The organism is Flavobacterium sp. LC2016-13, assembly GCF_009707955.1.
Taxonomy (GTDB): domain Bacteria; phylum Bacteroidota; class Bacteroidia; order Flavobacteriales; family Flavobacteriaceae; genus Flavobacterium.
Window position 1 is genome coordinate 260,022 of the sequence record NZ_WMDQ01000006.1, and the last position, 13,805, is coordinate 273,826.

The 13,805-nt window shown below is 35.4% G+C and carries 6 protein-coding genes; all 6 read right to left on the bottom strand.

Annotation, left to right across the window (positions count from 1 at the left end):
* Positions 1-2: 2 nt before the first annotated feature.
* Entirely contained in the window at positions 3-2,759 is a 2,757-nt protein-coding gene (locus GKZ86_RS14540; protein ID WP_154783805.1) for an alpha-L-rhamnosidase, read from the bottom strand.
* 246 nt (positions 2,760-3,005) lie between these two features.
* Positions 3,006-4,574: a glycosyl hydrolase family 65 protein gene (locus GKZ86_RS14545; protein ID WP_154783806.1), complete on the bottom strand. Its 1,569-nt coding sequence runs from the start codon at positions 4,572-4,574 to the stop codon at positions 3,006-3,008.
* Between the two features lie 248 nt (positions 4,575-4,822).
* Positions 4,823-7,273: a glycoside hydrolase N-terminal domain-containing protein gene (locus GKZ86_RS14550; RefSeq protein WP_154783807.1), complete on the bottom strand. Its 2,451-nt coding sequence runs from the start codon at positions 7,271-7,273 to the stop codon at positions 4,823-4,825.
* A gap of 87 nt (positions 7,274-7,360) precedes the next feature.
* Positions 7,361-8,782 (bottom strand): acetylxylan esterase, encoded by a 1,422-nt coding sequence (locus GKZ86_RS14555; protein WP_154783808.1) that lies wholly within the window; start codon positions 8,780-8,782, stop codon positions 7,361-7,363.
* Between the two features lie 290 nt (positions 8,783-9,072).
* Positions 9,073-11,823, bottom strand: a complete 2,751-nt coding sequence (locus GKZ86_RS14560; RefSeq protein WP_194632537.1) for a glycoside hydrolase family 78 protein — start codon at positions 11,821-11,823, stop codon at positions 9,073-9,075.
* Positions 11,824-11,932: 109 nt separating this feature from the next.
* Positions 11,933-13,798, bottom strand: a complete 1,866-nt coding sequence (locus GKZ86_RS14565; RefSeq protein WP_154783809.1) for a six-hairpin glycosidase — start codon at positions 13,796-13,798, stop codon at positions 11,933-11,935.
* Between the last annotated feature and the right edge of the window lie 7 nt (positions 13,799-13,805).

The following is a 13,805-nucleotide window of genomic DNA, read 5'->3' on the forward strand; positions in this document are numbered from 1 at the left end:
AATTAACGTTTAAGACTTATATTGTAAGAACCCGACGACAATGTCAGGATAAGCTTATTGTTTTCTGTTTTATAAGATGCAGAAGCATTGTCTATTTTTTTATCATTCAAAATTACATTTGAAGCATTCGTTGTTGGCAAATAAACCAATGCAGATGAATTCGCCGGAATGGTAATATTCCATTGTAGATTGTTTTTATTTTTCTTCCAATTGCTTTTTATCGTTCCGTAAACAGATTCATAAGAAGCATTTACGAAGGTTAATCCTGTTTCAAAATCAGGTTTCATGATAATTTGTTTGAAACCCGGAGTTTCTGGATTGCTTTTGATTCCGGCTATATTTTCATAATACCAAATCAGTAAATCGCCCAATAACATGACGTGGTTTTGCGAATTCATTTTAGGATCTGCGGTGTTTCCATTCCATAATTCCCAAATAGTTGTTGCACCGTTTTTCGCCATATATCCCCAACTTGGATATGTATCGTTTGACGCTAATTTATAACTTAAATCAGGTCTTCCAAACTGAGATAAGGTTCGCATTAAAAACTGAGTTCCGATAACGCCCGTACTAATATGACCTTTATAGGTTACCTCAACTTCATGCACGATATTTTCAAATACTTTTGACTGAAGGTTTTCAGGAACCATTCCGAATGCTAACGGAAGCAGATTTGCCGTTACGGTATTATTCGCATAATTATTTTTTTCAGCATTGAAGAACTTCGCATTAAAAGCTGTTTTTACTCTTTCAGAAAGTGAATCATAATATTTAATATCATCAGAATTTGTTCCGTTAATTGTCGCAAACTTTTTCATTTTTTGCAATAAATGATAATAAAAAGCGCTCGCAATTAATTCTCCGTTTGTTGTTCTGGCTGAATCTTTAGAGTGAATTAATTCTAATGATTCCGGCGGAACACACCAATCTCCGTATTTGTCTTTGGTCATTAAATCTTTAACCAAATAATTTTGTTCCATATATACCACCCATTTTTTCATGGATGGATAATGTTTTTCGATTACTTTTTTATCGCCAAATTGCTGGTACAACATATCAGCAACCGTAATATAAGTTCCCGGCCAGGTTACATTATCTCCGTAATAACGCCAAAATGCCGGCGCAACATCCGGAATTCCGCCATCGGCCGTTTGTGCATTTTTAATATCGTCAAGCCATTTTGCATACAAAGTCTGATTGTTGAATAAAAAGCTTTCGCCATAAGCTCCGGTTGTTCGGTCTCCAAGCCAAGGCTGACGTTCATTTCGTTGCGGACAATCGATTGGCATTCCTTTATAATTTCCTCGAATTCCCCAATACGCATTTTTAAAAATCTGATTCATTGTTACATCAGATGATTCAAAAGTTCCGATTGTTTTGATGTCGTCGTAAACTACTTTTCCAGTAAAATTATCTACAGTTGGTTTTGTCGGAAATCCTGAAACTTCTACAAAACGAAATCCGTGAAATATAAATCTTGGTTCCCAAATTTCCTCGCCTTCGCCTTTTAAAGTATAAACATCTGTTGTTCTGGCATCACGTAAATTTTCGATATATAAAGATCCATCCGCCTGCAATGATTCGGCAAATTTAAGATTGACTTTATCTCCACTTTTTCCTTTTACTTTCAATTGTAGCCAACCCACCATATTCTGACCCATATCAAGAATATAAGTTCCTTTTGGAGTTTGTTTGATCGTAATTGGTTTTACCTCGCCCATTATTTTCATATTAGACGACATTTGTGCTTCATAAAAACCTCCCGGTTCCTGCACGTATTCTGCCAATAACCAGTTTTTATCATCGAAATTGGTCGTGTTCCAATTTTTCATTTCTTTTCGGGCATCGTATTCTTCGCCGTCATATTCGTTGTTGGATAAAATGGGTCCGTTTGTGATCACTTTCCAAGTATCATCAGTTCTTATAACATCTTTGCTTCCGTCAGTATATTCGACAAACAATTGCAAAGCCATTTTTGGGTAACCAAATGTTTTAATTTTATAAGGTTTATAATCCTGACGCATGGTAAAAAAACGTCCGTTTCCTAAAATCGTTCCCAACATATTTTTGCCTTCTTTTAGTTGCGAAGTCACATCAAAAACATTGTACTTTACATTCTTGGTATAATCCGTTGGAACCGGTGCCAAAACCTGATCACCAATTTTATTTCCGTTAATGTATAATTCATAAAGTCCTAATCCCATGATATAAACCCTGGCATTTTTGACTTGCTTTTTTAAGTTGATTTCTTTGCGAAGATATCTTGCAGACAATTTAGAATATTGAGAAATACTATCTCCCGCTGAAGCTTTTTCATAACCAATCCAGCGTGTCGATTTCCAATCTGCATAAGTCATGATTCCCATGCTAAAATGAGCCGAATTTGTCGGTTGAATTTCTCCTTTATTAGTCCAGACAATTACTTTCCAAAATGCATTTTGACGGTTTTCTAAACGTTTTCCGTTATAAATAATATTAACAGATTCTGTACTTTCTACTTTTCCGCTATTCCATAAATCCGCTTTATTTGAGTTTAGATTCTCTAAAGTCGAAGCCACTAAAATTTGATACGCGGTTTGTTTTACATCATTAACTTCTGCTTTTATTTGCCAGCTTAATCTTGGCTGAACAATATCAATTCCTTCCGGATTGTTTAGCATTTCGCATTGCAATTCAGTTACGCTGATTTTATTTTGGGCTTGCGCCGAAAATGTAAAGAGTGAGATGATTATTGTGAGATGTAAAAAAAACTTTTTCATAATTTTATTTTATTGTCTTTGCGGTGATTTTTGTTCTCGCAGATTTTGCAGATTTAGGGGATTTTTATTTTGATTTCGCTCTATTTTGTCATTTCGACGGAGGAGAAATCACATTATAAACTCCACACATAAAGTCGCCAATATTTCTCGATTTTCGCGTGTGATTTCTCCTCCGTCGAAATGACAACAAATGAGAAATAAATCTGCTCAATCCGCCAAATCTGCGAGAGAAAAAACTCAACGTACTTACTCAGAAATTAATCTCTCCAACTTCTCAGAAACCGCAATTTGTTTACCGTTTTTAAAGATCCTGAAACCTTTTCCTTTATGATATTTTTCACCGGTTTTATCCCAAAGAATTGTGATAATATTGCCGTGATACAAAACATTATCCAAACAAAACCAATCCCATTTTTCTTGCGGAATCAACGGATTTACTTCTATTTTTTCATCGGCTCTCGGGCGTAAACCTACCAAACCTGTAATCATTAAATCATTAAAAGTCGAATGATTATAGTAACGGCTGCGTTCTCTGTCACCCATTAACCAATATCCTGTAGTTTCATCTAAATATTCTCCTAAATAAGGTTTTCCGTGAAAATATTGCGATTCTACATACAAGCTCATTTGCTTGAAATAATCTGTTTTGGCAACAAAATTCTGATTGTAATTATTCAGCACATTTGCCAAAGCCGTTAAGGTTTGTGAACTAGCAAAAGGCCAGATTGCACCGTCCCATTCGCAAGTTCCGGTTCCGTGTGTTCTAAAACGTGGACTTCTGCGTTCTGCTGTTGTTAAGCCAAACGGAGCTGAAAATCCTTTTTCATCTTTAATTTGTTCCCACGCTTTTTCAAAACCTTTATCCTTTTGTAGCAAATTAAAATACCACGGAATAAATCCAATCGCTTCCCGAACCTGCGCCAAAGTATCTTTTTCTGTAAACGTTTCGAAGAATTCACTTTTAGGATTCCACAATTTTGTTTCTACTAATTTTTGTAATGTATCGGCTTTTGCTTCAAAATAACTTTCCTGTTTTGCATCGCCTTTTAGCTTCGCAATATTTGCTAAAGCTTTTGCATTTCCAAACATATAACTATTAATCGTTGGTCGTGCGTTTCTAAATTTTCTTGCGCCGCTCAACGATTCTTCCATTCCGTCTTTTACATCAAACTGCCAGAACAAGCCGTCTTTGCGTTTTCTATCGCCTTCCCAAGCTGCATATTCGGCAACTAAATCCGGATACATATCCACTAAAAATTTATCATCTTTATTGACCAAATAGCGATTGTATAATGCATCTGCCGTCCAACTGCTAAAAGTTCTGAGTTTTTTCATTGGTTTGCCATCATTGCCTCTAAACCATAAATGAACGTCCTCTTCTAAATATTGCGGATTATGAATCCATCGAAATTCATTGATATGATGTCCCAAAGCACAACTAATCATATTGTGTTTATCGGCATAAGAACGATCTACTAAAAACTCAGTAATCGCATAACCCTGAGGTGTTTTTTTGATATGTTTTCGTGCGCTCCACCATCTGAAATAATAAATCTCCTCAAAATTTTGCTGTGGACATTCAAACAACGGAATATTCTTTTCCATCCAAGTCCACGCAGAATCGTTTGGAATCGCGAATTTTAAATTCTCATCTTCCATTGTGTTGAAATAATCAACATAATGTTTGAAATCTTTTTCTTTTAAAACAACTGAAGTTCCTTTATTTGATGCACTTGCACCTGATTTACAACTTATATTTAAAGTTGAAATCAAGATTATAAAAGCTATTATTTTGTATTTAAAATGATGTAACATATTCTAATTGTTATTTTAAAACTAATTCTTTGGGCGTGTCCCTCCGGGTCGTGCTGTCCGTTCCCGCTTTTTTTAGTTCGGCAGAAAAAGCCTCACTAAAAAAGAGCTTCACTTCCATCACTCACGCGAGAGATGATCTCGTTTTCCCACTCCTGCAAGGTTTCCAAAACCTTGTAGGTGTTTTATTTTTATTCGCAAACTTTATCACTTATACCTACAAGGTTTTGGAAACCTTGCAAGAAACTTTACTAATTTCCGTAAAAACTATACGTTTGTCCAGCTTTCGTTTCCACATCATATTCGTTATACTTCGGCAAGACTACTTTATTCAAATTGGCTTTATCTGAAATAATCGGTTTTTTCACTTCAACATCATAAAACAAAGGATTCTGATTTTTCCCTTTTGCTTTTTTAATTGAAGATCCTTTCAGCGTATTCTCAACTTTCAATCGGCAGTTTCCTCCTAGTTTTGAGTAAATTTTTAAAGTCGAAATTTTATTGTTTTTCCAACTCATATCAATTACAAAACCGCCTCTGGCAACTAAACCTTTTATACTTCCTTCTTTCCAGACACTTGGTAAAGCTGGCAATAACTGAATGGCATCTTCCTGGCTTTGCATCAGCATTTCGGCAATTCCGGCAGTGCATCCAAAATTACCATCTATTTGAAATGGTTGATGCGCATCCAACATATTTGGATATGTTCCGCCGCCTTTTCTTTGTTCTGCGGTAACCAAATGCATCTGATCCTGCAATAATTTATAAGCGTGATCTCCGTCTAATAATCTTGCCCATAAATTGACTTTCCAACCCATTGACCAACCTGTAGATTCGTCGCCTCTGTAAATTAAGGAGTTTTTAGCAGCTTCAAATAACTCAGGGGTTTTGATTGGCGAAATCTGATTACTCGGAAACAAGCCGTACAAATGTGAAACATGCCTGTGTTTGTCTTCAGGATTATCCCAATCGTTCTGCCATTCCTGCAACTGACTATGTTTCCCAATTTTCATTGGTGGCATTTTAGCCAAAGCTTCACTTATTTTTTTAGTATAAACTTCATCTGGCGAAACAATTTTTGAAGCTTTAATTACATTCGTAAAAAGATCAAAAACCAATTGATTATCCATTGTTGTTCCGGATGCAATTGTTGCTTTTCCGGTTCCGCCAGCGTGTGTGTTTTCTGGAGAACTAGAAGGAACAACAACCAGATAACCTGTATTTGGATCGATTATCATAAAATCTAAAAAGAAATCTGCGGCTCCTTTCATTACAGGATAAATTTCCTTTAAATAATTTTTATCTCCAGTATATAAATATCTTTCCCATAAATCCTGACTTACCCATGCACCGCCCGTAGGCCACATTCCTGATGCTGCATAATCTACAGGAGCGGTTACGCGCCAAATATCGGTGTTATGATGTAAAACCCAACCGTTTGCGTTGTACATGATTTTTGCCGTTTCGTGTCCGGTCACACTTAATTCTTTTGCCATTTGAATAAAAGGCTCGTGCATTTCTGAAAGATTGGTTACTTCTGCAGGCCAGTAATTCATCTCTGCATTTATGTTTGTTGTGTATTTACTGTCCCACGGCGGCGTTACCATATCATTCCAAATTCCTTGTAAATTGGCTGGCTGTCCGCCAGGTTGCGAACTTGAAATTAGAAGATAACGACCAAATTGAAAATATAAACTCGCCAATTGCGGATCAAATTGTTTCGAGAAATCCCTGATTCTTTCGTTTGTTGGTTTCTTCGCGAATTCATTTGTTCCTAAATCAAAAGAAACTCTGTTGAAGAATTTTTGATAATAGGCAATATGATCTTTTTTAATGCTCTCAAAATCTCTGGTTTCGGCTTTAGCCAAATAGGCTTTACTTTTCGCCACTTCATCATCGGTTACGTCCTGATAATTTTTGAAATTTGTGGCTATCGAAATATAAAGTGTTACTTCATCGGCTTTATTAATACTGATAATTCCGTTACTTGCCGAAACTTCTCCGCCTTTATTTTTAGCCGTTAATCTTCCCTGAAATTTGACTTTTGCTTTTTGATTTTCAAAATTGCTTGTAATTCCCGAAAGCAAAATTTGATCGCCTTCTGTTCCTGAAACTGTTTTATCAAGCGGACTATTCATAAAAACATTGCACGTAATTTGTCCCGGCTGGCTTGCCGAAAGTTTCACTACAATAACCTGATCTGAAAATGAGGTTAAAATTTCTCTTGTAAATTCAACTCCATTTACGGTATATTTTACTTTTGCCGTGGCGTTTTCGATATCTAAATCTCTGTAATAATTCAAATATTTTTGATGTCCGGGAAATGATACATAAACGCTTCCAAAAGTTTGATACGGCATTCCGTCATTCGTTTGCGACATAATATCCTGTGTTGCCAATTCCTGCGCTTCATCAAATTTTCCGTCAAAAATTAATTGTCGAACAATTGGTAAAGCTTTTAATGATTTTGAATGTGCGTTGCTGTTTGGCGAACCTGCCCAGATTGTTTCTTCGTTCAATTGTAAACGTTCAACAGCGGGATCACCAAAAACCATCGCACCCAAACGTCCGTTACCCAAAGGCAAAGCTTCGTTCCAGATTGATGCAGGTTTATCGTACCAGAGTTTTAAGTCATTGTTTTGTGCCGAAACAAACGAAAAAATTCCAAAACAAATTGCCGTTATTTTATTTCTTAACTTCATAAATATTTTTTTTCGCCACGAATTCACGAATTATTTTAAACTAATTTTAAAAATAAAATTCGTGAATTCGTGGCTATCTTTTTACTCTTACTTCTTAACCTCGTAAACTTTATTATTTTTCTCGCCAAACATTTCATATAACTTATTGATATCTTTCAATGCGTTTTTAGGCAAATTTTCGGCTTTATTTCCAAAGACATATAATTTATCGTAAGGTTCTATCACACAAGTCGATTCATCGATTTCTCCTTTTTTGTTTTTTACTTTATTCAAATCCAGACCTAAATATTTCGCCATAAACGGATACAAAGCCATACGTTTTGAAATTCCAAAATCGTGGCCTTCTTTTGCAAAATGAGCGTTTTCGACTAAATCTTTTTTTCCGTACAATTCATACGTTCTTTGAATAAAAGGAAATTCTAATTCCGGAACTGCAAGCGTCCAGTCTTTTCCATCAGAAACGATTAATTGTGGTTTTGGTGCCATCATTGCAGATATTTCTGCATTATTAGTTCCGTTTCCGCAAAGGTGAATTCCACGTCCGCTTTCGCACGGACAACCTCCGGAAAAATGCGAAGAAACCATCACAACCGGAGCCGAAACTGTGATTCGATCGTCTAAAGCTGCCAAAAACATCGTATGTGATCCTCCGCCGGAACCTCCGGTAACGCCAACTCTTGAAACATCAGCATTTTTGGTTGTTGCCAAATAATCTAATAATCGAATTCCGCTTAAAACCTGAACGGTTGAGGCAATACTATTTCTGTGGGTTTCTTCTGGAAATTGAAGCAATGATTCTCCCCACGCAAATAAATCATAACTCACTACAATGGCACCCATTTTTGCCATCATAGCACAACGATATTGCTCGTCTTTTCTATATCTTCCGTCACCAAAATGTCCATCAGGCGTCAAAATAATAGCAGCTTTTTTGTTTAATGGATATGGTTTATAAATTGAACCTGTAACATAAACGCCCGGTAAAATTTCTAATCCGATATTCTCGATACTATAATCTTTATAAATTCTTTTTGGTGTTAAAATTGGTTTTGATTTTGGCATTGGCGGCGCTTTATCTAAACCAAAAGACGTTATCATACAGGCTTTTATTTCTTTTTTGCGCGCTTCCCATTCTGAAACATTCGAATATAAAGTCACCAAATAATTTAAGCGTTCTTTTCCTTTATCTACCGAAACTTTATGATTTTCATATTTTCTGATGATGTATGTTCCGTCCGGTTGTTTGAAATACATTAATTCAAACGGAGCTAAAATGTTGGTTAATGAAATAGCCAGATTTCCGGGTTCGATTCTCCAATCGGCATAATCCAATTCTTTTCCTTTTAATAAACCTCTGTCATCGTTTATCGTAACGTGAAAAGCTGTTTCTATCTTTTTTAGCGTTTCTGAAACTGGTTTTCTGAAATTTTCATCAGAAGTTATCTGTGCATTTGAAATTGTCAATGCAAAGAATGAAACTGCTATATATATATGTTTTATTTTCATCATTTTATTGTGTATTAAACTGGCTTAGAATTGAACGCGGATGACACGGATTTACTTCGTAAAGACGCGGATAAAAACAGATTTTAATTTATTTTTTTAATTGCCTCCTGCTTTAGCTGGAGGAAAATAATTTGATTTTGTAATTAGGCTTTAGCCAAACTTAATATTTGGCTAAAGCCTTGTAATTTTATATTTTTAATCTCCAGCTAAAGCTGGAGTCTATTCATTTTAGTTGGAATAAAAATCCGTTTTTATCCGCGTCTTCGCTTTAGCGAATCCGCATCATCCGCGTCCTATATTTCGCATTCAATCGTATATTTCCCTGATCCTAAATTTAAATGTTTAGTCCCTTTTCCATTTACTTTTATTTCTGAATTCTTTGCGATTGGCAATTTTATTGTTGCTGATGTATTTACCGGAATTTCAACTTTCAGGATTAATTTTCCGTCTTTCTTTTCCCAAGCCGAAGCTATATTTCCATAAATTGATTTGTATGTTGCTTTTACAAATGTCATATCGCCCACAATTTCCGGTTGAATAAAAAAATGTTTGAAACCCGGATTTTTATCATCGGGAACAATTCCGGCAAGACTTTGGTAAAACCATTCTTCAATTTGTCCCATCATAAAATGATTCCACGAATTTCCTTTTCGCGGATCCCATTGTTCGGTTAAAGTGGTTAATCCAAATTTGATCTGAAAACCATAACCCGGCGCATCATAATGGTTGTTCATTTTATACATCGTTTCATTTTCGCCATTTTGTGCTAATGCCTGAAACAAATAGCGATTTCCGACATCGCCTGTTGTTAATCTGTCGCCTTTTGCTTTTATATCTGCCAATAAATTTTGCATTACTGCAGCTTTATATTGCGGTTCTACAATATCCATAAAAACAGGAACGGCATTACTAAACTGACTATTTGTTCCGTATTGTTTCGTTTCAACATTGAAAAATTCCTTGTTGAAAGCGGTTTTTATATCAGAAGTTAATGTTTCATATTGAGCAATATCTTCTGTTTTATTTAAAAGTTTGGCTGCTTTTGCTACTAAACTTGCTCCATAAAAATAATGAGAAGTTGCCGAAAGTGCAATCGGACTATTTTTAGAATATCCTGCGGCATGTGTTCCGTAATCGTACCAATCTCCTAATCCGTATGAAACAATATGGTTTGTTGCTTTTGTGCCTAAATAATCTACGTATTTCTTCATTACGGGATAATACTTTTCTATTAAAGATGCATCTCCGTAATATTCATAATACATCCAAGGGAGAATTACTCCCGTTACGCCCCATTCCGGTGAATCGGTAAAATCGCCTCCAAAAACTACATATTCAGGAACTATTGTCGGAATTAATCCGTTTTCTCTTTGACCATCTGAGATGTTTTGCATCGTTGCCGGAATATAACTTTCAAGATTGTAATTGAACATTAATCCGGGTCCGTTTAAATGAATTTCTTCCAGCCAACCTAATTTTTCTCGTTGCGGGCAATCTGTAAAAACACTCTGAAAATTACTTTTTATCGAGTTATTAATCAGTTCGTGCGTTTTATTGAAAATTACATTTGAAGATTCAAAAGTTCCTGCTTCTCCTGCAGAATTATAAATGAAATTGGATTTTAAATCTACTAATGTTGGCAAATTTTGATCTTTAGTTTCTTTATAATTGATATTCTCAATTTGAACGTATTGAAAACCGTAATAACTAAATTTTGGCTGCCATTCTTCTGCGCCTTCGCCTTTTAAAGTGTAATCGTAGTAATATGGTTTTCCTGATCTTCCCTGACCAACAGTTCCGTCATCATTTAATCCTTCGCCAACCCAAACACGAACGGTTTGTCCTTTTTTCCCTTTTACTTTTATGGTTGGAAATCCTGAAAGATTTTGTCCCATATTAAATACATAAAAGTTTGGTTTCAATTCTTTTACAGAAGCAATGTTATATTGTTTTTGAATTGTAATTGGCGGTGCAGTTTGTGCTCTTAAAATTCCTTTTGGAGCTTCCTGAACGACAACTTTTTTCCAGTTTGAATCATTAAATCCAACTTCATTCCAGCCTTTTTGTTCTAAATTGGCATTGTAGTCTTCGCCTCCAAAAATGCTGTTATACGTGATTGGACTTTTACTGTATTTCCAACTTTCATCAGATTTTATAATTTCTTCAGTACCGTCTTTGTAAACAACTTTCATTTTGAAGAACAAAGTTGGCGGACCAAAACTCACAAAAAACTTGGTATATCTTTCTGCAAGTGTATTATACATTCCATTTCCTAAAAGAACTCCAATAACATTCTCTCCATTTTTTAGTTGATTCGTACTTAATTCATACGTATTATAATTAACCGTTTTATCGTAATCTGTCCATAAAGGAGCAAACTCACTTTTACCTATTTTCTTGCCATTAATGGTTAACTCGTAATGTCCTAAACCGGAAATGTAAACAACGGCTTCTTTGATTTCTTTTTTTACCGAAAATGGTTTACGAAGCATTATACTTCTGCGAGATAAAGAATCTGAAGCATTTATTATGGCATCTTTTTTCTCTCTTTTATATGTTGCCGAATGATAATTTCTACCTTCCGGCAAATGGCTATCGGCTTTTGTAATAGCTCCAATCCAAGTTGGATTTAAATCTGATTCGTTTGGGGCAATTCTAAAAAAAGCGGTTTTGCTCCATTGCGAAATTTTATAATTCTGATCCCAAACTTTTACTTTCCAGAAATATTTGGTTTCGTTTTTTAAAGGATTTCCATTGTAACTAATTTGAAGATTTTTACCTGAATTTACTCTTCTGCTGTCCCAAACATCTGCTTCGTCTTTTTTTAATTTTTCTTCAGAAGAAGCAACTAAAATCTGATATGCGGTTTGAGAAACATTTGATTTTGCAGAAACCAATTGCCAGCTTAATCTTGGTTGACTTTGAATTACAGCTAATGGATTTTCTGTCATTTCGCAAGTTAAATGCGTAACAGAAATTTGTGCATTTGAAATGAAAGTTGTCAGAAGACTTAAGAGGAATAATATGTTTTTTAAATTCTTCACTTTAAATTTTTTAGTCGTTTAGAAACCTGAAAGTTTTTTTGCCACGAATTCACGAATTTTTTTCATACTAATTGTTAAATTAAAATTCGTGAATTCGTGGCTATTTTTTTTATAACTTTTTCGTTATCAACGATTCAATATTAAAAACCGCTTCGGGAATTAATTTTCCTGTTTCGGGTAAATCGACAAAATCATCTATATCTGCCGGTGTATCTGTATTTGGTGTGAATCTTTGATCGCCGGTTCTGAACATAATTCGTTCGAAACCATCAACCGGAGCATAAAAAATCTTTGTTGATTCTTTCTCGTCGTTTACTTTTATGGTGTACGAACGGGTTTTAATGTTCAATTTTACAGTGATTTTATATTCTTTATTGGCTTCGTATTTTGCAATATTGTTGTAACGTGCTCCTGTTTTTATTTTCAAATTTCCATCAGAATCAAAAATAATTCGAACTGCGGGAAGTCCTTGTTTATTTTGAAATTCAACTTGTAATAAACCGTGATTATTTTGTTCTGGTTTTACGGTAAATGTTGTTTCCATTTTTTCTGCAAACGGAATCACACGCTCTGCTCTTGCATAATCAAAAAAGTCCTGATCTCTTAAAGTCAGCCATTTTTTTCCGTCGGTTTTCTTTTCTATTTTAGTCGAAGCCCAAGACAAATCATAGGTATTCCATAATTTTAATTCTTGTCCGTCAGGAAGTTCGTTAAAAACATCTTTTACATCTTCGTTAACTGTATTTACAACCGGAACCGGAATCGATGCTACCCAAATATCTTCTTTGTTTACGCTGTAACTTACCCAAAGTTTTCCGTCGGGCGGAGTTCCGTCAGTTTCTGGAATTCCGCGAACGTATTGTGGTCCGGCAGATTTGTAGTTTCCGCCATATCGCATTGGAGAAATTTCGCCGTGAACCAACAATAAATCTTTGTAATTTAAACCATCGTCACTTGTTGAAATCGCCAATGGCCAACGGTATTCTGATGGATTATAAACTGTTGCGTAACGGTTATCTGATGTTTTTTGCCCCCAGATTTTTGCATTGCTGTTTACAAAACCAGGCGCTCTAGTTGGGTTATATTCCCAAGTTTTCCCTTCATCTTTACTGAGTGATGTTAAAGCAAATTTCCATAAACCTACTACATTTCCGTTTGGTAAATGGTAATAGTTGAATGCTTTAAATTGCTTTTTCAACGGAATTAATTCATCGTCGCGATCTGCTTCTTCAACCCATTGCTGCATTAATAATGGTTTCGACATTAGTTCGTCGCAGGCTTTTATGAATTTCTTGTCTTTGCTTTTTGTATAAAATGGAAATTTTGTATTGGTTTGATTAAAGCTTTTATTAAAACGAACGAAATAAATTGGGCCAAAAGTTCCGTCTTTATAAATTTCTCTCACGACACGACCAATTCCTTTTCCGTCATTCGGGTCGTCTTTTTCATCCATTGCAATTCCGTAATATCCAATTGCCAATAATCGTTTATCTGATGTAACATAAAAACCCATTCGTTGATGCATTACGGCATCAAGATTTTTGGCTACGCCTTCAACTCCTTCTTTTTTAAATCCGTCCGGAATTCTGTAAATCGGAAAAATTACTTCGGGTTTTGTCCAGTTTGAACCATCTTTTGATGTCATTAACAACGTTTGTCCCGGCGGAATATGTTCTCCGGTTGGATCACTCAAGTAATGTAAATAGAATGTATTGTTCCAATATGCCAACATGGGCTGGTGATTGTATGTCCATCCAAAACCATCTGCTTTTTCGGGATGTTCACGGCTTGCACGCATAACTTGTGTAGCATGAACGCCAACCGCCGGACTTAATTGTCCGTGGTGATAATCGACATTTGAAAGTGTTTTACCAACATAACGCACGGTATCGTTCTGTGCATTTACAGCAGTACAAATCAATACCATTGTGGCTGTTGTTATGATGTTGGTTTTTATTTTTTGGAAAGCAATCATTTTAATA

What these genes read in the sequence shown, in the direction of transcription:
- GKZ86_RS14540 (WP_154783805.1), bottom strand. Translation starts at nt 2,759, where the DNA reads ATGAAAAAGTTTTTTTTACATCTCACAATAATCATCTCACTCTTTACA.
- GKZ86_RS14545 (WP_154783806.1), bottom strand. Translation starts at nt 4,574, where the DNA reads ATGTTACATCATTTTAAATACAAAATAATAGCTTTTATAATCTTGATT.
- GKZ86_RS14550 (WP_154783807.1), bottom strand. Translation starts at nt 7,273, where the DNA reads ATGAAGTTAAGAAATAAAATAACGGCAATTTGTTTTGGAATTTTTTCG.
- GKZ86_RS14555 (WP_154783808.1), bottom strand. Translation starts at nt 8,782, where the DNA reads ATGATGAAAATAAAACATATATATATAGCAGTTTCATTCTTTGCATTG.
- GKZ86_RS14565 (WP_154783809.1), bottom strand. Translation starts at nt 13,798, where the DNA reads ATGATTGCTTTCCAAAAAATAAAAACCAACATCATAACAACAGCCACA.